The 20110-nt window shown below is 53.4% G+C and carries 20 protein-coding genes; 4 read left to right on the top strand and 16 right to left on the bottom strand.

From position 1 onward, the window contains the following. Window positions 1-136: 136 nt before the first annotated feature. The 11 genes from ybgF to aspS all read right to left on the bottom strand — a co-directional run bounded on the left by ybgF (window position 137) and on the right by aspS (window position 10193). Window positions 137-904, bottom strand: coding sequence for a tol-pal system protein YbgF (gene ybgF / locus JJU14_RS06825; RefSeq protein WP_228611905.1), 768 nt, complete (start codon window positions 902-904; stop codon window positions 137-139). A 25-nt stretch (window positions 905-929) separates the two neighbouring features. Continuing rightward, a complete protein-coding gene (gene pal / locus JJU14_RS06830) occupies window positions 930-1469 on the bottom strand; it encodes a peptidoglycan-associated lipoprotein Pal (protein ID WP_228611908.1) in 540 nt (179 codons plus the stop codon). Window positions 1470-1510: 41 nt separating this feature from the next. Continuing rightward, window positions 1511-2860, bottom strand: a complete 1350-nt coding sequence (tolB, locus tag JJU14_RS06835; RefSeq protein WP_228611910.1) for a Tol-Pal system beta propeller repeat protein TolB — start codon at window positions 2858-2860, stop codon at window positions 1511-1513. Window positions 2861-2862: 2 nt separating this feature from the next. Next, the gene (gene tolA / locus JJU14_RS06840) at window positions 2863-3771 is read right to left on the bottom strand and encodes a cell envelope integrity protein TolA (protein WP_228611912.1); all 909 of its coding nucleotides are present in this window, start codon (window positions 3769-3771) and stop codon (window positions 2863-2865) included. Continuing rightward, window positions 3772-4203: a protein TolR gene (tolR, locus tag JJU14_RS06845; RefSeq protein WP_228611914.1), complete on the bottom strand. Its 432-nt coding sequence runs from the start codon at window positions 4201-4203 to the stop codon at window positions 3772-3774. Beyond that, window positions 4203-4889: a protein TolQ gene (gene tolQ / locus JJU14_RS06850; RefSeq protein ID WP_228611916.1), complete on the bottom strand. Its 687-nt coding sequence runs from the start codon at window positions 4887-4889 to the stop codon at window positions 4203-4205. Before tolQ ends, tolR begins: the two co-directional genes overlap by 1 nt. 632 nt (window positions 4890-5521) lie before the next feature. Then, a complete protein-coding gene (gene ruvB / locus JJU14_RS06855; RefSeq protein WP_228611918.1) occupies window positions 5522-6529 on the bottom strand; it encodes a Holliday junction branch migration DNA helicase RuvB in 1008 nt (335 codons plus the stop codon). A 3-nt stretch (window positions 6530-6532) separates the two neighbouring features. Then, entirely contained in the window at window positions 6533-7153 is a 621-nt protein-coding gene (gene ruvA / locus JJU14_RS06860) for a Holliday junction branch migration protein RuvA (RefSeq protein ID WP_228611920.1), read from the bottom strand. A gap of 9 nt (window positions 7154-7162) precedes the next feature. Next, window positions 7163-7684, bottom strand: coding sequence for a crossover junction endodeoxyribonuclease RuvC (gene ruvC / locus JJU14_RS06865; RefSeq protein ID WP_228611922.1), 522 nt, complete (start codon window positions 7682-7684; stop codon window positions 7163-7165). A gap of 2 nt (window positions 7685-7686) precedes the next feature. Beyond that, window positions 7687-8430, bottom strand: a complete 744-nt coding sequence (locus JJU14_RS06870) for a YebC/PmpR family DNA-binding transcriptional regulator (RefSeq protein WP_228611924.1) — start codon at window positions 8428-8430, stop codon at window positions 7687-7689. A 2-nt stretch (window positions 8431-8432) separates the two neighbouring features. Beyond that, window positions 8433-10193, bottom strand: coding sequence for an aspartate--tRNA ligase (gene aspS / locus JJU14_RS06875; RefSeq protein ID WP_228611926.1), 1761 nt, complete (start codon window positions 10191-10193; stop codon window positions 8433-8435). 64 nt (window positions 10194-10257) lie between these two features. Here aspS and JJU14_RS06880 point away from each other — a divergent pair, with 64 nt between their 5' ends. Then, window positions 10258-11202 carry a DUF72 domain-containing protein gene (locus JJU14_RS06880; RefSeq protein WP_366914886.1) on the top strand — a complete coding sequence of 315 codons (945 nt, stop codon included), beginning with the start codon at window positions 10258-10260 and terminating at the stop codon, window positions 11200-11202. Window positions 11203-11206: 4 nt separating this feature from the next. Here JJU14_RS06880 and JJU14_RS06885 read toward each other — a convergent pair whose 3' ends face one another. Continuing rightward, window positions 11207-11890 carry a class I SAM-dependent methyltransferase gene (locus JJU14_RS06885; protein ID WP_300976185.1) on the bottom strand — a complete coding sequence of 228 codons (684 nt, stop codon included), beginning with the start codon at window positions 11888-11890 and terminating at the stop codon, window positions 11207-11209. A 145-nt stretch (window positions 11891-12035) separates the two neighbouring features. Here JJU14_RS06885 and JJU14_RS06890 point away from each other — a divergent pair, with 145 nt between their 5' ends. Beyond that, window positions 12036-13019, top strand: coding sequence for an amidoligase family protein (locus tag JJU14_RS06890; RefSeq protein WP_228611928.1), 984 nt, complete (start codon window positions 12036-12038; stop codon window positions 13017-13019). Continuing rightward, a complete protein-coding gene (locus tag JJU14_RS06895) occupies window positions 13004-13684 on the top strand; it encodes a gamma-glutamyl-gamma-aminobutyrate hydrolase family protein (RefSeq protein WP_228611930.1) in 681 nt (226 codons plus the stop codon). Before JJU14_RS06890 ends, JJU14_RS06895 begins: the two co-directional genes overlap by 16 nt. A 12-nt stretch (window positions 13685-13696) precedes the next feature. Here the strand turns inward: JJU14_RS06895 and ltaE are convergent, their stop codons facing one another. Continuing rightward, window positions 13697-14785: a low-specificity L-threonine aldolase gene (ltaE, locus tag JJU14_RS06900; protein ID WP_228611932.1), complete on the bottom strand. Its 1089-nt coding sequence runs from the start codon at window positions 14783-14785 to the stop codon at window positions 13697-13699. A 153-nt stretch (window positions 14786-14938) separates the two neighbouring features. Between ltaE and JJU14_RS06905 the strand changes: the two genes are divergently transcribed. After that, complete coding sequence (locus JJU14_RS06905; RefSeq protein ID WP_228611934.1) at window positions 14939-16009, top strand: alkene reductase; 1071 nt, start codon at window positions 14939-14941, stop codon at window positions 16007-16009. 170 nt (window positions 16010-16179) lie between these two features. Here the strand turns inward: JJU14_RS06905 and JJU14_RS06910 are convergent, their stop codons facing one another. From JJU14_RS06910 to JJU14_RS06920, 3 genes are all read right to left on the bottom strand, one after another. Continuing rightward, window positions 16180-17532 carry a diguanylate cyclase gene (locus JJU14_RS06910; protein WP_228611936.1) on the bottom strand — a complete coding sequence of 451 codons (1353 nt, stop codon included), beginning with the start codon at window positions 17530-17532 and terminating at the stop codon, window positions 16180-16182. 255 nt (window positions 17533-17787) lie between these two features. After that, window positions 17788-19386: an ABC-F family ATPase gene (locus JJU14_RS06915; RefSeq protein WP_228611938.1), complete on the bottom strand. Its 1599-nt coding sequence runs from the start codon at window positions 19384-19386 to the stop codon at window positions 17788-17790. Window positions 19387-19481: 95 nt separating this feature from the next. Further along, window positions 19482-20090: a hypothetical protein gene (locus JJU14_RS06920; protein WP_228611940.1), complete on the bottom strand. Its 609-nt coding sequence runs from the start codon at window positions 20088-20090 to the stop codon at window positions 19482-19484. Window positions 20091-20110 lie beyond the last annotated feature (20 nt).

The following is a 20110-nucleotide window of genomic DNA, read 5'->3' on the forward strand; positions in this document are numbered from 1 at the left end:
CCTCGCCGCGGACGCATATCTTACTGATTTCAGGCGTCAGTGCAACCAAAAAAACGAAAAAATGCCTATTGCTGCTGCCAAACGCTTAAATTGAAAGCAACTTGCTGAAAATGACAACAGCACAGCAACTTTTTTCTTAATTCAGGCTATCCAACCGACCTTGTGCCAAACGGACCGCTGGAGCATTTGGATGTTGCTGTACAACCTGGCGGTAAAAACCTTTGGCGGCATTTACATTATTCTCTCGCTCAGCAATTTGGCCCAATTTAAACAACGCATCAGGCACCTTGCTGGAGTCGGCAAAGTTTTGTACTACCCGCTGAAAGTAGGTTTTGGCTTTAGACAACTCGTTATCACGCAGTACCAGCTCACCCAGCCAATAATTGGCATTGGCGGCATAGACGGAGTTGGGGTATTGCTGTAAAAAACGCTCAAACTCGGCGATAGCTGCATCGTAACGCCGATCACGCAGCACCATCTGGACAGCACGATCGTAGGCATCATTCTCAGACACATCGGAAGAAAACGGGGTTGTTGCTGGCTCAATGCTGGTCTGCACCTGTGTTGCCACAGGTGCAGGTCCCGCTGCCATTCGACGCTCTATCTCTTGATAGATATCACGCTGGCGTTGCACAATTTCTTCCAGTTGATGGCTGTGCAGCTCTGTTTGACCTCGCAGCTCAGACACTTCATCCAGCAACTGTTCCAGTTGCTGCTGCATCCGAATTTGAGCATTGGCACGGGCTTCTACCACCCGTTCCAAGGCTTCCAGTCGCTGCTCAATACTTCCAGCAGCAGCTGTAGATACAGCACCTCTGCTACGGCTAATATCAGACACCGGAGCGGGGTTGGCGACGGCAGCTGCAGATAACAGGCTAACCAGCACTATCAAGGATTTTTTCATTGCACAACGCTTCTCTTAGCAGGAATTAATACACCAATACAGCGCGACGGTTTTTCGCAAAGCCTGCTTCGGTACGTGACATATCAACCGGACGCTCTTCACCGTAACTCACAGTACGCATCTGATTGGCTGGTACACCCAGGTTTTGCAGATACTGTACCACAGCTTGTGCGCGACGCTCACCCAGTGCAATGTTGTACTCTGGCGTGCCACGCTCATCGGTGTGTCCTTCAATGGTCACACGAACCGATGGGTTGGTACGCAAGAACTCACCATGTGCACGCAGGCTTTCTACAAACTCCTGGCGAATGGTTGAACGGTCAAAGTCAAAGTAAATGACATTTTCCTGACGCAGTGCTTCCATCTGCTGACGCACACGCTCGGCTGGTGTTACCGCCTGATCAGCACGCTCCACTTGCACAGCAGCATCGCGCTCCATCTGAGCACGGCGTGCAGCTTCGGCCTCAGCATCTGAAACGCTGGTTTGCGAGGTAGAACTACAGGCAGCCAGTGTCAGGATTGGCAAAGCGATCAAAATCCCCTTTAACGCGTGATGTACGTTCATAGCAACATATCCTTAGTAGATTGAATGATTGAATTTCATTGTTATAAAAATGGCGACCAGGCTGGTGATTTCACTTCACCTTCAGCAGCTGGTAACCGGGCTTTAAAACGACCATCCATAGATACCAATGCCAACACCTGTTTAGATCCGTGCATGGTGCTATAAATCACCATAGACCCATTCGGGGCAATGCTTGGGGATTCATCCAGGCTGGTGGTAGTCAGAACCTGCATAAAACGGGTCTGTCGATCCATCCGGGCTATCTGGTAACGTCCTCGGGTACGATTCACCATCACAATGGACTGGCCATCCGGGGTAAAAGTGCCGGACAGGTTCATCTCACCTTCGAAAGTCAATCGCCTTGTAGTTCCAGTTTGTAAATTTACGCTATATAGTTGCGGATTTCCACCTCGCTCCGAGCTGAAGATAAGTTCTTTGCCATCTGGCGACCAAGCAGGCTCGGTATCGATCGCACGATGGTTGGTAATACGGGTTAACTCTCTGCTGGCAATATCCATCACATAGATTTCCGGGTTGCCATCTTTCGATAGCACCATCGCCATTTTACGGCCATCCGGGCTCCAGGTCGGCGCGCCATTAATACCTGGCGTACTGCTCAGCACACTGCGGCGGCCGGTGTAGATGTCCTGAATAACAATTTGTGCCTGCCGCTGCTCAAAGGTGACATAGGCCAGCTTGGTACCATCCGGTGACCAGCTAGGCGACATCAAGGGCTCGCGTGAGCGCAACAATATTTGCTGATTGGCACCATCGTAATCGGCAACCGCCAGTTGAAATGGGAACTCGGCATCACGCTGCACCAGTACATAAGCAATCTTGGTTAGAAATGCGCCGCGGGTACCGGTTAAACGCTCATACACAATGTCGCTGATGCGATGGCCAAACTGCCGTACCTGATTTCCGGTAATGGTGGTTTCCCGCGCTTCCAGCACATGCTCCTGACTTCTTACCAGCTGGCCTTGGTTTAGCATTTGCCGGCTTAAACCTGCATTGCCTCTCACCACATCAATTAATTCAAACGACACCGTGTAGCGATCCGGACCGGCCTCACGGATGGTACCAATCACCAGGTGTTCCACCCCTTCTTTGGCCCAGGCCGCATAATCCACATCACTGGCGCGATGTGGCTGTTGTGGCATGCGTACCGTAGGGATTGGATTAAACTGACCGCTGCGCATCAAATCAGCCGCAATCACCTCGGTGATGGTTTCTGTTGGGCGGTTTACGCCCTCAAAACGAAACGGCACCACAGCAATAGGCCGTGCAGAATCAATGCCTTCCGTAATGACAATTTCCAAGGCACTGCGAGCCTGCACATTCAGGCTAAGCAGCAAGATAAGGATGAAACTGTATCGGATAAAGGTTCTCATAATTAAAATTCTGGGATCACCGTTAAGTTAATATTGCGCAGTTGCTCAAACACATCCGGATCTTGCGACACCGGTAAGGTACCTGCTCGTTCGACTGCCCGCATGGCGGCATCACACACCACCTGATCACCATTTACCACACTGACATTGGTGACAAAGCCATTACTGGCCAAGCGGATATTGATGCGACACTGTCTGCCACGCATCCGCTCATCGACCCGCAAGTTTTGCTGAATGCGATCGCGGATCATGGCGGTGAAGCGTTCCACTTCGGTCACCGTCTGGCGCTGCCGTGCAACTTGCCTGGCTTGAGATTCACGCTCTAACCGCTCTTGCAGCTCACGTTCTTGTTGTGCTCGCAGCTGGGCCTCGCGCTCGCGTTGCTGGCGCTCAGCCTCTGCCCGCTGGGCGGCCTCCTGCTCCTGCCTGCGGCGCTCAGCGGCTGCTCTGGCTTCGGCCTCGGCCTGCTGCCGCTGCTGCTCAGCCTGACGTGCCCGCTCAGTTTCTTGCTGCTGCTGCCGACGTGCTTCAGCAGCTGCCGCAGTTGCCTGACGCGCAGCAGCGTCCTGCTGTTGGCGTTGCTGTTCCAGCCGGCGGATACGTTGCTCTTCCTCAGCCCGGGCTTGTTCAGCAGCACGGGCGCGACGTTCTAACTCGGCAATCCGTTGTTGCTCTGCGCGCTGCGCTTGTTCCCGTTGCTCGCGCAGTTGCTGTACCCGTTGCTCGTACTGCTGCTGATCGATGGCCACCGCTTCAATCGGTGCCGATGGCGCAGCGGATGCAGTCGCCGTTACTGGTGTCGGCTGCAAACTTGGGCTTGGCGCAAAATTGCTGGCTACCAGAATAAGCACAAAGCCGACATGGAGCAACAGCGACTTCTTTAAAGCTGTTTTAAACTCCGGCTGCATCATCTAGTTGCCCTCCCCCGGATCAGTCATCAGACCAACCGATGGTGCTCCCGCGTTTTTCAGCACATTGATTAAACGAATCACCGCATCATAACTGACGGTATGATCGCCTTTCACAATGACCTGAGTGCCTGGCTCAATTGACAGCCAACTGGCCACTTCCACCACCAGCTCAGCCGAGGTATAAGGGCCATGGGTTTCAGCATCTTTCTCAAAGTAATACAAACCTGCCGAATCCACGGTAGCCACCAAGGGCGTCTTGCCATCGGTCATTTGCTCCAGCGGCTCCGCTGATGACTTAGGCAACTCGACTTTCACCCCTTGCGTCAGCATTGGAGTGGTGACCATAAAAATAATCAAGAGCACCAGCATCACATCAATGTAGGGAACCACATTGATTTCAGCCATCATGCGACGCTTTTTACGGATGTACATCAGGCCGCCTCTCCGGTGGTATTCCCCGCCTGGCGGTGCAAAATATTGGAGAACTCTTCAACAAAGTTGAAGTAGCTGCTTTCCAGCAGTTCAACTTGATGCGAAAACTTATTGTAGGCGACTACTGCCGGAATAGCGGCGAATAAGCCCATGGCCGTTGCAATCAAGGCTTCAGCGATACCAGGTGCCACCATGTTGAGGGTCGCTTGCTGCACCGAGCCTAACGCAATAAAGGAGTTCATAATGCCCCATACGGTCCCAAACAAACCGATGTATGGACTGATGGATCCAACAGTGGCAAGAAAAGGTAAATGTGTTTCCAGTCGCTCCACTTCACGCGACAAACCAACCCGCATCGCACGCTGGGTGCCTTCCATCACAGCACCAGCCTGACGGTTGTTTTTGTGCAAGCGAACAAACTCTTTAAAACCAGACTTAAATAAAGCTTCTAACCCGGTCACCTGACCGCGGGCGCTGACTTCGGTATAGAGTTTCGATAAGTCGATACCAGACCAGAACTTATCTTCGAAGCGTTTCGCCTCTGCACTGGCCAGCTTCAACACTTTTCTGCGCTGAAAAATCATCGCCCAGGACACGATAGACATACCCACCAAGGTTAACATTACAGCCTGCACAATAATTCCTGCTTCGAACAGCAAGCCTATAACTGAAATTTCACCGGACACTGGACATTACCTCTGAGAATTCAAATCTGGGATTGATAGTGGCTATTTAATGGTGTACTCGCGCAGTGCCTATCATAGGGCAGCCATTTCGCGAACTCAACCGGTGCCAGACAAATGTTGTAAAATACTTTTATACCGCCATTTCACTGACTTTGCAGTAAAAAACAAGTTCCTGCTATGCGTTCAAAAAACCTGAAAATGCGACCAGCTTCCACAGGTGCAATTTCCAGGCTTTAGTAAACTTGCATGAATTATATTCTTACCATGCTGTGCACACTGCAAAGCATGCTTCGCCAGAATACAGCTGCATGTATGGCATGCTAAGGATTGTTATACAGCAGCTGGATGAACGCCAAATGAATGTTGCATTAGAAATTTTTATCCGAAACAAGCAATTTTTCTCGTTTGAAGTCTTTACTCTAACTCCCTAGAATACGCCCTGTGTTCTGAGCTAGCGCAAACTACAGCGGCTTGTTCGCTGTTTTAGACCAGTTCACAGAGTGGTAGAGGCTGAATTTTCCCAGTTCACTTTATTGCTCGTAGATGTTCCCTGGATTTTATTGAAGCACTTCCTTCAACTTGTTGCATTCGCCCGCTCTATTGAGCGGGCTTTTTTTTGCTTATAACAAGCCCTAGCTTTCGGGCAGATCAAAACCAAAATGCTGATAAGCGCGCGGTGCTGCGATGCGACCTCGCGGAGTACGCTGAATAAACCCCTGCTGGATCAAAAACGGCTCGATCACATCCTCGATGGTGTCTTTCTCTTCGCCAATGGCTGCCGCCAGGTTATCCAGCCCGACCGGCCCGCCCATAAATTTCTCAATAATGGCCAGCAGCAACTTGCGATCCATGTAATCAAAACCTTCGGCATCTACATCCACCATTTGCAGGGCCTCGGACGCTACTTGCAACGTGACTTCACCGTTGGACTTGACCTGGGCGTAATCACGCACCCGGCGCAGCAACCGGTTGGCGATGCGCGGCGTACCGCGGGAGCGACGGGCAATTTCAGTCGCACCAGCCTCATCCAGTTCCAAGTTTAAAAAACTGGCAGAGCGCAGGATGATTTGTGTCAACTCCGATACCTTGTAAAACTCCAGCCGCTGCACGATGCCGAAACGATCACGCAGCGGTGACGTCAACGCCCCTGCCCGGGTGGTAGCACCGATAAGCGTAAAAGGTGGTAAATCCAGCTTGATCGAGCGGGCTGCCGGGCCCTCCCCGATCATAATATCCAGTTGGTAATCTTCCATGGCCGGATAGAGGATTTCTTCGACCACCGGGCTTAAACGGTGAATTTCATCGATAAAGAGCACATCGTTTTCGTCCAGATTGGTCAGCAGCGCCGCTAAGTCGCCGGCTTTTTCCAGCACCGGGCCCGAAGTGGTTTTGATGTTCACCTTCATTTCGTTGGCGACTATCATCGCCAGGGTGGTTTTACCAAGGCCAGGCGGGCCAAAAATCAGCAAGTGATCCAATGGTTCATTGCGGCCCCGCGCCGCTTCAATAAAAATGGCCATCTGCTCACAGACATGTTGCTGACCGGTATAGTCCGCTAGCAAGCGCGGCCGGATCGCCCGATCGATGGCTTCATCTTCACGACTGGCGGTTGGCTGGATAAAACGGTCGGCTTCAATCATGGTTTACATCATGCTCCTGAGGGCGGCTTTGATCAGTGCTTCACTGCTCATATCGTCGGTTTTCACCTTTTGCACCGCTTTGCTGGCCTGTTGCTGAGTATACCCAAGGCTGACCAGAGCACCAAGTGCATCCTGCTCGGCCTGCTCACTGCTGCTAAGGTTCAACGTGACCGGGCTGATTTGTAAGTTGCTAAAGGCACTGTCGGACGAAGCCATGCCCCAGTCTTTTAATCGGTCGCGCATTTCTACCAGCAACCGCTCGGCGGTTTTTTTGCCAATACCAGGCAGCTTCACTAGGGTGGATAAATCATCCAGTTGCACGCAGCGCACAAAATCATCGGCCGTTAAACCGGATAAAATGGTCAGTGCCAATTTTGGCCCCACGCCATTGGCTTTGATCAGCTGACGAAACAAGGCCCGCTCGCTGGCGGTATGAAAGCCATACAGCAGCTGCGCATCTTCGCGCACCACAAAGTGGGTGTAGAGCACGCACTCCTTGCCAGGCTCCGGCAACTGGTAAAAGCTGGTGAGTGGCAACTGCACTTCGTAACCAACCCCCGCTACCTCCAGCAGCACATCCGGTGCCTGTTTTTCCAGCAAAATACCGCGCAATCGTCCTATCATGGGTTGTCCTTATCGTAAGCGGCCACGAACTGTTTTGCGGGCCTGTCCAGCCAGGCTGATTAAGCTTTGCTGGGTATGTCCATGGCAAAGCGCCACCGCCAATGCATCGGCCGCATCGGCCTGCGGTGTGCCGGGCAATTTGAGCATGGCTTTGACCATATGCTGCACCTGAACTTTATCGGCAGCACCGGTGCCCACCACCGCCTGCTTGACCTGACGGGCCGAGTATTCGAACACGGCCAGGCCAGCATTAGTAGCCGCCACTATAGCGGCACCACGAGCCTGCCCCAGTTTTAAAGCAGAATCAGCATTGCGCGCCATAAACACCTGCTCTATGGCAAACACCGTTGGTTGATGCTGCTGTATCAGCTCGGTCACGCCCTGGAAAATAATTTGCAAACGCTCGGCAAAATCCACCTTAGGAAGACGAATGCAGCCGCTTGAGCGGTACTCAAAGCGGCTGCCTTGTTGTTGCACCACCCCATAGCCGGTTAACAGGCTGCCGGGGTCAATGCCAAGAATAATGGCCACGTCTAGTCCAGACTCGCCAGGATATCGTCGCTGATGTCGGCGTTGTGAAACACGCTTTGCACATCGTCCAGATCCTCCAGCGTATCCAGCATTTTAAGGAATTTTTTTGCTTGCTCCAGATCCAGCTCGACTCTGGTACTGGGCACCTGAGTCACTTCGGCATTGGCCGGGGCAAAACCAGCCGCTACCAGCGCATCTTTAACATCGGAGAAAGTATCCGGCGTGGTCAGTACATCGAAAGAGCCATCGTCATGGCGCTGCACATCCTCGGCACCCGCCTCAAGAGCCGCTTCCATCAGGGCGTCTTCATCGGTGTCACTGTCATACGACAGCACGCCCTGCTTGCTAAAGAGGTAAGCCACCGAGCCGTCCGTGCCAAGGTTGCCGCCATTTTTGCTAAAGGCATTGCGCACATCACTGACGGTGCGGTTGCGGTTGTCGGTCATGGTTTCAACCAGCACCGCCACCCCGTTGATGCCATAGCCTTCGTACAGCAGCTCGTCGTAATTCTCGCCTTCGGTGGCACCGGCACCGCGCTTAATGGCGCGATCGATGGTATCCCGGGTCATGTTTTCCGCTAAGGCTTTATCCACCGCAATACGCAAACGCGGGTTGGAACTGACCTCAGGGCTTACCCGGGCCGCTACCGTCAGCTCCCGGATGATTTTGGTGAAGATTTTGCCTTTTTTGGCATCTTGTCTGGCTTTGCGGTGCTTGATATTCGCCCACTTGCTATGACCTGCCATGCTTACTCCTTTTTCAGCTCTATCATCAACTCCGCCAGCTGAGCCGGATTGGCCAGGCCAGGTGCATCGGTCAGAGGACAAGCCGCTGTGGTGGTTTTTGGAAACGCCATCACATCACGGATAGAGCTTGCACCGGTCATCAGCATCACCAGACGATCCAGGCCAAAAGCCAGACCAGCATGCGGCGGAGTACCGTACTTTAAGGCTTCCAGCAGGAAACCGAATTTTTCGGCGGCTTCATCATCGCTGATACCAAGCAAACGGAAGACCGTGGCTTGCATCACCGGGTCATGAATACGGACCGAACCGCCACCCAGCTCGGTGCCATTAAGGACCATATCATAAGCATTGGAAAGCGCCAGCTCCGGTGCCTGCTGCAGCGCCGAAGGATCCGGGTTGACCGGCGAGGTAAAGGGGTGATGAATGGCCATCAGCTGACCATCGTCGCCCTGCTCAAACATCGGGAAGTCGACCACCCACAGCGGCTTCCAACCTTGTTCAGTCAAGCCATGCTGTTCACCCAGCTTCAGGCGCAGTGCGCCCATGGCTTCACAAACCACTGAGTAGCGATCGGCACCAAAGAACAGGATATCACCGGCAGCAGCGTCAGTGCGGCTCAGAATGTCATTGACAATAGCATCGCTTAAAAATTTGGCCACCGGCGACTGCACGCCTTCGATGCCCTGACCCACGGCTTTGACTTTCATCCAGGCCAGGCCCTTGGCACCATAAATACCAACGAACTCGGTATAACCATCAATGTCTTTGCGGGAAATGGCTTCTGCCTTGCCCGGCACTTTCAGCGCAACTACGCGGCCTTTGGCATCGTTGGCCGGGCCGGAGAATACCTTGAATTCAACCTCTTTGAGTAAATCGGCTACATCCACCAACTGCATCGGGTTACGCAGATCCGGCTTATCCGAGCCATACAAACGCATGGCATCGGCGTAGGTCATGCGTGGGAAGTCGCCCAGATCCACCTGCAATTGCTGCTGAAACAGCTCGCGGATCATCTGCTCGGTCACTGCCATCACCTGATCGGCCGTCATAAAGGAGGTTTCGATATCAATCTGGGTAAATTCAGGCTGACGGTCGGCCCGCAAATCTTCGTCGCGGAAACACTTGACGATTTGGTAGTAACGATCCAGTCCCGACATCATCAACAACTGCTTAAACAGCTGCGGTGATTGCGGCAGCGCAAAGAACTTGCCTTTGTGGGTGCGGCTTGGCACCAGATAATCACGCGCGCCTTCCGGGGTGGCCCGGGTCAGCATGGGGGTTTCCACATCTAAAAAGCCATGGCTGTCCATAAAGTTGCGGACAAAGCTGGTGACTTTGGCACGAAACTTCAGCCGCTCGGTCATCACCGGGCGACGTAAATCCAGGTAGCGGTATTTCAACCGCTGCTCTTCGCTGTTGTTCTGGTTGGAATCCAGCGGAATGGGTGCAGCCTTGCTTAAAATCACCAGCTCACGGGCATAAACTTCCACTTCACCAGTGGCCATATCTGCATTGACCTGCGAAGCAGGACGGGCCCGCACTTTGCCTTTGACCTGAATGCAAAATTCGTTACGCAGCGTATAAGCCAGTTCAAACAGGGCTTTTTCATCCGGATCGCACACCACTTGCACCAGGCCTTCACGATCACGCAGATCCAGGAAGATCAGGCCACCCAGATCACGACGACGATTGACCCAACCACACAATGTAACCTCAGTATCTACCTGCAAAGCGGTTAACGAACCACAATAATGACTGCGCATGCATTCAATCCTTTCCAAAACTGTCGTGAAAGCCTGCATCGGAGGGGAAAACCGGCAGGCCTAGATGGGGGGACATTATAAAGAAAACAACAGCAATGTCACTGCCTGCAAGCTCTGCTATGATGGCATTTTTTCTGAAAAGGTCGCTGCCATGCTCTACCTTGGCTGCCCGATGTGGGCCAATGCCAGCTGGAAACACAGTCTGTTTAGTCCAGACTGCAAAACCGCCGATTTTTTGCAGCAATACAGCCAGTTGTTTAACACCGTGGAAGGCAATACCACCTTTTACGCCGATCCCAAGCCAGCAAGCCTGCAGCGCTGGGCCGGGCAAACCCCAAGCTCGTTTCGCTTTGTGCTGAAGGTACCTTCGCGCATCAGTCACCAGGCTGGGCCGGATGCTCAGGCAGAACTGAAACACTGGTGGCAATCCCTTAAGCCGCTGCATAGCCGCATCGGTCAGGTGCACCTGCAACTACCAGCCACGACCGGACCAGAGCAACTGGCGTTTATTGCCGCTATGCTGGATGCACTGGTCGCCGATGTGCGCTGCTGCGTGGAAGTGCGGCACCTGGCCTTTTTTGATAAAGCTGAACACGAAGTGCGTTTAAATCGACTGCTGCGTGATTATCAAACCGAGCGGGTGGTCTTTGACAGCCGGGCCTTGTTTGCGGTGCCAGCCAGCCATCCGGCGCTTATCGAGGCGCAGCGCAAAAAGCCCAGATTACCGGTGCATGCTATTTGCCTGACGGATGCACCCGTGGTGCGCTTTATCGGCTGCGATGAGGCCGCCATCAACCGTCAGCATTACCAGCCCTGGCTGGCTAAAATCCGCCAGTGGCTGGATGAGGGCAAAAGCCCGTATTGCTTTTTTCATACCCCGGACAATGCCTCAGCTCCGGAGCTGTGTCGTGCTTTTGTGCAGGACCTGGGGCTGGCGCATCCGGTGCTCCAGCCCTGGCCTGGCGAACACACCCCATCGGCTGACGGCATGCAGCCAGAACTATGGTAAGGCCTTAGCCGGTGATGGTGCTGGCGACTGGTTTATGCAGCAAGACAACATCGGGGCCATGCAGCTCTAATTGCAATTGGTATTCGCTGGCCAGCCAGCGGAAGCTATCATCGGCAAAAAAGCTGATATGGGTAGGGTCGAGTGTGTAATGCCAGTTGGCAAAAGCGGCGTCGGTGGAAAGCCGCTTGGTCATCAGTCCCAGCCAACCGCCGGGCGTAAGCATACCAATCAGCTGCCTGAGCACCTGGCCTGGGGCGCTTAAATGCTCCACCACTTCGCTGCTGCAAATAAAGTCGTAGCGCTGTGCTAAACGCTCGGGCTGATGGCAGTAGTAAAGATCGTAATTGGCGCAGGCAAAGCCGGCTTCTTCAAACATCAGCGCCAGCGTCGGCCCCGGGCCACAGCCAAAATCCAAACCAATAGCGCCCGGCGCAAGCTTCTGATGCATCGGTTCACACAAACGGTTTAAAAAGGTGCGGTAGCCCGGATCATCCGGCCGGTTCTGGTGCTGATCGTACACGGCTTTTTCAGCCACGCTATCCAAATGAAAAGCTGCCGGCACAAACACCAGAGCGCAGCTGGCGCAGCGCCAGTAATCGCGGGGCAATACCTTAGAGCGCTGTTCGCTATGATACAGCTGGGTGTGGTCGGATTGACACAGCGGACAAAGCGGTGACACGGTATTCATTTTGGCGTGAACTCAGGGAACGCCTGCATGGGCCCTTGATTTGACATCGAAAACGCCTCGCTCTAGGCTGGTGGTAACCAATAGGCGCTCAGCCTAACCGAACCGGCCTTGTCTGACAACCCGGCACACAACAGCAGGAGCCATGATGACCAAACAAGCCAGCTTGTTACCGCTGCCTTTTGCCAACAGCCACCAGGGCAACCCAAGACGAATTGGCGTTGAAATTGAACTCAGTGGCCTTACTCTGACCCAGCTTGCTGAATTGCTGGCGTCAGAGCTACAACTTAGTACGGAACAAAAGGGCCGTTACGATCTGCGTTTAACCGGCGATCCAGCCGGTGACTGGGTGGTGGAGCTGGATTTTCATTTACTCAAAGAGCTGGGTAAAACCGAGCGAGACCCCGGTAGCCTGTCACAAAGTGCCGAACAGTTGCTGGCATCTGTGGCCAGCCAGTTGGTGCCACTGGAGCTGGTAAGCCCGCCGCTGCCGTTCGAGCGCCTGAGTGATATAGAGCGCATTATCAGCCAACTGCAACAGCAAGGTGCTACAGGCTCTTCCGATGAGTTTCGCAATGCCTTTGGCTTGCAACTAAACCCGGAAATCCCTTCGAGCGATCCAGAGGTCTTACTGCGTTTTTTGCAAGCCTTTGTCTGCCTGCATGACTGGCTGCTGCAGCAAGAACAGATCGACATTACCCGACGTTTAACCAGTTACATCAACCCTTACCCTAAAGCCTACCAAAAGCTGATACTGGCAGCGGATTATCAACCGGACTTAGCCCGGCTGATCGATGATTATCTAAGCCACAATCCCACCCGCAACCGGGCGCTGGATTGTCTGCCACTTTTTATGGAGCTGGATGACAACCGGGTCAAAGCCGAGGTCAAGGACGAGCTGGTCAAAGCCCGTCCTACCTTTCACTACCGCCTGCCGAGCTCTGAAATCCAGCAACCCGGCTGGGGATTGCACCGGGCCTGGAATGGCTGGGTACAGATTGAAAAACTGGTGGCTAACCCGGACCGGCTGAAAGCCTGCGCAGCGGCCTACCTGGCCTTGCTGGACAAACCACTGGGAAAATTGCTGCAAGACTGGCCAACCCAACTGGAGCAAACATGGCTAAGCCAGTAATTGCTATTACAGGGCCAGAGCGCGGCGCCTTCGGCCCTCGCTTTTTGGTAGCACTGGCGGTGCACTGTTATGGCGGCGTCCCCCTCCAGTTGCGGCCATCCCAACACGAACAATCCATCAGCTTCGATGGCGTGGTGGTGACCGGTGGCCATGATGTAGACCCTGTCCTCTATGCTGCCGAGCCCGAGGTCCACCCAAAGTATGATCCTGAGCGCGATAAACTGGAAATGGCGGTGATCAAACAAGCTTTGCAGCAACGCAAACCCTTGCTGGGCATTTGCCGCGGCGCACAACTGCTGAATGTGTGCCGGGGTGGTAACCTGCACCAGCAGCTAAAAGAACATCGCTACAACACCTCGCATCGCTGGACGGTGTTGCCGCTAAAAACGCTTTGCCTGGAAGAACCCCCCTCGCTGCTGGCTGACCTGCTCAAGTGCCAGCGCTGTAAAATCAACAGCCTGCACAATCAGGCCATCAACAAATTAGGCGATGGTTTAAAAGTAGTAGCCCGCGACCTGGATCAACTGGTGCAAGCCATTGAAGATCCAGACTACCCCTTCTTACTGGGTGTGCAGTGGCACCCGGAATTTTTGCTGTTTCTGGGCCGCCAGCGCCGCTTATTTAAAGCCTTGGTTGCCATAGCCCGCGAACAGCAAACAAAATAAACTACGTTACGCTCAGGATGGCTGCAGCCGGCTGAAGTTTTCCAGCAACTCAAGCGTGCGGGCAATATCTGCCGCCTGGATATCCAGGTGGCATACCCAGCGCAAGCGATGCCACTCGGTACCGTTATGGCTGTAATTGCTGCCGCTTAGCAGTATGCCCTGCTGTTTTAAATACGGCAGCAAGGCACCAGCCAGCGCTGGCGCCATATCGCAGAACAAGATATTGGTTTGTACCGGTTGCAGCCGTAACATGCCCTGCCAACAGGCGTAGCGTTCTGCCAGTTGCTGCATTCCCCCGGCCAGTTGCTGACAATGCTTATGATCATCGCCCAACCTGAGCACCTGATGCTGCAAAGCATAGTGCCCGGCTGCCGCCAACAGGCCGGTTTGCCGCATACCGCCCCCCAGCATTTTCCGCAGGCGACGGGCCCGCTTGATCACATCCTTAGAGCCTAATAATAACGAACCAACCGGTGCTCCCAGGCCTTTGGATAAACACAGCGACACAGAGTCATAGCCCTGACACAACTGGCGCGCCATCTGCCAGACATCCTGCTCCCGCTCAGTCGCCAGGCGAGTGGCAGCATTCATCAACCGGGCGCCATCAATATGGCAGGCCAGCTGATGCTGTCTGGCCAGCTGTGCGACACTGGCCATGTACTCCGGGCTTAGAACTTTGCCGGCAATGGTGTTTTCCACCACCACCAGACGGGTGCGGGCAAAATGGGGGTCATCCGGTTTAATCGCCGCGGCGATATCCGCCAGCAGCAAAGAGCCATCGGCCTGCACCGTCAGGGGTTGTGGTTGAATAGAGCCAAGCACAGCGGCACCACCGCCCTCCCAGCGGTAGGTGTGCCAGTCCTGGCCAAGGATGACTTCATCGCCGCGTTGGCAGTGGCTCATCATGGCCAGTAGATTGGTTTGCGTGCCGCTTGATGCAAACAGTGCGGCTTCAAAACCCAGCTGCGAAGCCGCCCAGTCTTGCAGCGCATTGGTGGTTGGATCGTCCTGAAACACATCATCACCAAGCTCAGCGTCCATCATGGCAGCTTTCATGCCTGCGGTCGGTTTGGTCACGGTATCGCTACGAAAATCAATCATGGGAAGCCCCGCTCTATGCAAAATTGGTTCAGTGTCGCCCGGGCCTGACTGGGATACAATCAAAAAATCGAACACTCAACTGAATTTTATGCAATTTAATCGCAATGACCTCATCCCCATAGTAATAGCAGACAAGCAACCAAGGACCAGTCCATGATCGATTTATTTACTCCGCTTACCTTAGGCAAAACCAGCCTGCCAAACCGTATCCTGATGGCACCGCTGACCCGTTGCCGGGCCGATGCCGACCATGTGCCTACCGCCATGATGGCCGAGTACTATGCGCAGCGTGCCAGTGCCGGTTTGCTGATTGCAGAAGCGACCATGATCAGCGAAGGCAATTCGGCATTTTGGCGTGAACCTGGTATTTACTCTGAGGCTCAAATCAACGCCTGGCGAAGCGTCACTGATGCAGTGCATGCCAAAGGTGGGCGGATTTTTTTGCAGATCTGGCACGGTGGCCGGGCTTGTCATCCAGCTTTGAATGACGGAGCCACGCCGGTCGCCCCATCGGCCATTGCCATTGCCATTGATGATACGGTACATACACCGGAAGGCAAACTGCCTTATGCCGTGCCTCGTGCACTTGAGCTCAGTGAGATCCCGTCGATTGTGGAAGCCTTTCGTCAGGCGGCATTAAACGCCATCGCAGCTGGTTTCGACGGCGTCGAGATCCACGGGGCCAATGGCTACCTGCTGGATCAGTTTTTGCGCAGTAGCTCCAACCAGCGCAGTGATCACTATGGCGGCACGCTGGAAAACCGCGCCCGCTTAATGTTCGAGGTGATTGCTGCCGTGACAGCTGCCATTGGTAGCGAGCGAACCGGCTTGCGCTTATCGCCACTCAATAGCTTTAACAGCATGCTGGATGATGATCCTATCCAGTTGATGCAGTATCTGGCCTCTGAGCTGAACCGCTTTGAACTGGCTTACTTGCACCTGATGCGGGCTGATTTTGCCGGCATACAGCAGGCCGATGTGGTCTCAGTCACCCGTGAGCACTATCAGGGTACCTTGATTGGCAATATGGGCTACAGCTTTGATGAAGCCTGTGCTGCGGTAGCAAGCGGCCAGTTGGATGCGGTGGCCTTTGGCAGCGCCTATATTGCCAACCCGGATTTGGTGGAGCGTTTTGCCAACCAGCAGCCTCTGGCCCAACCGGATGCGGCCACATTTTACACCCAGGATGTCAAAGGCTACACCGACTACCCCAGCCTCGCTTAAACACCAAGCCTACAGACAAAATGGCTTCGGACAACCGAAGCCATTGTCATGCTACGACTCAGAGCGCAGCAGCATCCAACCAAGCAGCAACAAACTCAGCACGACCGCAATGGATGAGAGCACCAGCACTGGCTCTAAGATTTCGATGCCTAGAGCCTGACCAGGCCATTTTAGCTAACAGTTGCCACAAGGGGATCTGCCAGACAAATCCTATCCCGCCCCTCAGCCTTGGCCTGATAGAGCGCTTTATCTGCACGCTCAAAGCAAGCCATCAGCGGCTCTTTCGCCCCCTGCTCCGCCAGCCCAAAACTGCAACTGAGTTGCACACTACCGGCAAATAACTGCTGGCTGATGCTGTGGCGAATACGCTCCGCCAGGACCTTAGCTTCACGCAAACTGGTTTTCTGACAAAGAATCACAAACTCCTCACCGCCCCAGCGGGTCACCTGATCACCGTCGCGAACTTGTTGCATCAACTCAGACGCCAATTCCTGCAGTACCTGATCCCCAACCAAATGACCATGCTGATCGTTTATCTGCTTAAAATAATCAATGTCGAGCACAATCAGGCTAAAAGCATCGTCGCTATTTGGTTGTCGCCGCTGCTTTTGCATCGACTGATCAAAGTGATTGCGGTTGTAAGCCTTGGTTAATGGATCGTGGCTGGATAAAAATTGCAGCTTGTTGACAGCTCGTTCAAGCCGAGCTTGGGTTTGCTTTAGTTGCTGATTTTTTTCCTGCAACTTTCGATTAAAATAACTGCTGCGGTAATTCCAGAGCAGCAGCAACAGAATAATACCCAGCGCGGCAGTGGTTACTTGCCAAATTAAGCGATAATTGGTCTGATCGATAATTTCAATTTGGGTCCAGTTTCGATAAATCTGAATGCGCTCAGCGTCACTAAGCTCTGCCAATGCCTGTTCCAGTACCGGGATTAAGGGCTCAAGCCCAGTAATCACACCAAGCCGTAGTTCATCCTCTAGCCCTACCCAGCCTGCAATTTTCATTTGATACAAGGCTTGCTGTTGGATCAATGCATTGATGGAATACAAGGAACCAATAAAGAGATCGGCCCTGCCACTGGCGACTGCCGTTAAACCATCGGCTTCACTCTGCACCACTACGATGGGTATCTCTGGATAATGCGTGGCCAGGTACTCCAGCAGCCGATAGCCCTGAGGCACGGCCAGCGAGCGCTCACCAATGTTATCCAGGCTTTGTAAAAAGGGCTGCTCGCGCAATGACACCAACACATTGGGTGAGCGGAAATAGACGTCACTAAATACCAGGTATTGTTCCCGCTCTGGCGAGCGGTTCAGCATTGGCGTGAGCTGGCAGTCGCCTTGCTGCAAAGCGGTCAGTGTCTGGCTCCAGGACTCGGTTGGCAGCAGCACAAACTCAATGCCCGTAACGCGTTGCAAATAACGCATGTAATCAGCAGAAATACCAACATGGCGGCCATCAACAATGGCTTCATAGGGCAGCCAGTCCGGATCAACACAGTAGTTTACTTGTTGTGGCAATGCAGCCTGTGCACAGAGCGATAGCAAGCTTCCAGCAAGCAAGAGCAAGCAGCTGAAGCGTTTAATTGCTCCAATGAAATAAGTTCGGTGTGATGTTTTCTCTCGCACACTTACAGCTCTGTACTTCGATCCCTGATTTAAAGCCTAGTGTGCTTTTGAAAAAATACGAGTTTTTGTTTCTTTAAGAAACAAGCTGCTAAGCCAACCAGAAAGCAAAAACCCGGCCGAAGCCGGGTTTGTTGATGGAGTCACAACTTAGCGCTGCTGCTGGTCCTGTTCTTTCAGATAATCGTCGTAGCTACCGGCAAAGTTACGCACGCCATCGGCCGTGATTTCAATAATGCGGGTGGCCAGTGAAGAGACAAACTCGCGGTCGTGGCTGACAAAAATCAAAGTACCCGGAAAGTCCAGCAGAGCCTGGTTCAGGGATTCAATCGACTCCATATCCAGGTGGTTGGTTGGTTCATCCATCAGCAGAATATTGGGTCGCTGCAGCATCAGCTTGCCGAAGATCATCCGGCCTTTTTCACCACCAGATAACGCCGTGACCGGCTTTAAAATATCGTCTTTGGAAAACAGCATGCGGCCAAGCACAGCGCGTACCGCCTGCTCATCCTGCTGCGGTTGCTTCCATTGCAGCATCCAGTCGAACACGGTCATTTTGTGCTGGAATAAATAGGCGTGATCCTGAGCATAGTAGCCAATTTCGGCATTTTCTGACCATTTCACCAAGCCCGAGTCCACCTGATATTCGCCCATCAGGCATTTGAGCAAGGTGGTTTTTCCAATGCCGTTGGCACCAATCACAGCGACCTTTTCGCCCACTTCAATCAGAGCCGAAACACCTTTTAATACCGAAAGATCGTCAAAGCTCTTTTGCACATCTTTTAGCTCGAGTGCCTGGCGATAGAGCTGCTTATGCTGTTCAAAACGAATAAAAGGGTTAACACGGCTGGAGGCTTTGACTTCCGCCAGCTGGATTTTCTCAATCTGTTTGGCACGCGACGTGGCCTGCTTGGCTTTGGACGCATTGGCCGAAAAGCGGCTGACAAAGCTTTGCAGCTCGGCGATCTGCTCTTTCTTCTTGGCATTCTCGTTCAGCAATTGCTCCCGGGCCTGAGTAGCCGCAAACATGTACTGATCGTAATTGCCCGGATAAAGCCGCAGCTCGCCGTAATCGATATCGGCCATATGGGTACAAACCCGATTTAAGAAATGCCGATCGTGCGAAATGATCACCATGGTGCTGTTGCGCTCGGCCAGCACATTCTCCAGCCAGCGAATGGTATGAATATCCAGGTTGTTGGTCGGTTCATCCAACAGCATGATATCCGGGTTGGAAAACAGCACCTGCGCCAGCAACACCCGAAGTTTTAACCCTGGTGCCAAGGTGGACATGGTATCAAAATGCTGCTCTACCGGAATGCCAACGCCAATCAACAACTCGCCAGCCCGGGCTTCGGCAGTGTAACCATCCATTTCACCAAACTGCACTTCCAGATCAGCCACCCGCATGCCGTCTTCTTCGCTCATCTCGGCGCTGCCATAGATGCGATCACGCTCGGCTTTGACTTGCCACAATTCTTCATGGCCCATAATCACGGTATCAACAATGCTGAACTGCTCGTAGGCAAATTGATCCTGCCGCAGCTTACCAACCCGCATATTGGGCTCGACCGACACATTGCCGCTGGATGGCTCCTGCTCACCGCTTAGAATACGCATAAAGGTGGACTTACCGCAGCCGTTGGCGCCAATCAGGCCATAACGGTTGCCCTGACCAAACTTAACAGAAATGTTTTCGAACAGCGGTTTGGAGCCAAACTGCATGGTGATATTGGCGGCAGAAATCATGCTTTTCAGTGTCTCGGATGGTTGCAGCAAAAGGGGCGCTAATCTACGCGAAATGCAGCCTTAGCGCAATGCCATGTCCGAAAAAAGCGCATTATTTAATCATGGCCCCAGGGTGCCGGTGGCAGCTCCGTCAAAGGTGTGGTTAAATCAAAATCAATGCGCCAGCTCCAGTTATCACCACGAACTGTGCCATAGGTGTAACGCACTCCGGGTTCAATTTCGATGCGCCAGCCGCGAAAATAGCCTGATTCTTCGGTGCGTGGCACCGATTGAAATTGCTGTGTGATGGCCGAGCCTTCGCCAACGCTGAAACCGCCATATAGGGTGTTGCTGTCGTCCCTGCCATCGGCTTTACGGTGATCGTGCCGAAGCTCCAGGCCATCGGCATGGCGACTGATGATCCAGGTACGGGAGCGATCCCAACTTTGGCTTGCTTCCAGCTCGATATGAAACGGCAATTTCAGCTGATCGTCGCTGCACTCCCGAAAATGCACAATCAACAGCTCAGTCCCCGTCAGCATATCATCGCCTTCTGGCTCCAGTGTCAACCCACCGGGGTACGCTTTGCCACAGTGTTGTGCCAGCGCCTGGAAAAATTGCTCAAACGCCCGGCTATCGGCACTGACAGACTGGTCCACACTGACTTGTTGGTTGCAGCCAGTCAGTACCAGTGCTGTTAGTGTCCATCCCATCAGCTGTTTCATCACTGTCCCCTCCTACGATT

This window comes from Alkalimonas sp., assembly GCF_020831925.1.
Taxonomy (GTDB): Bacteria; Pseudomonadota; Gammaproteobacteria; order Enterobacterales; family Alteromonadaceae; genus Alkalimonas.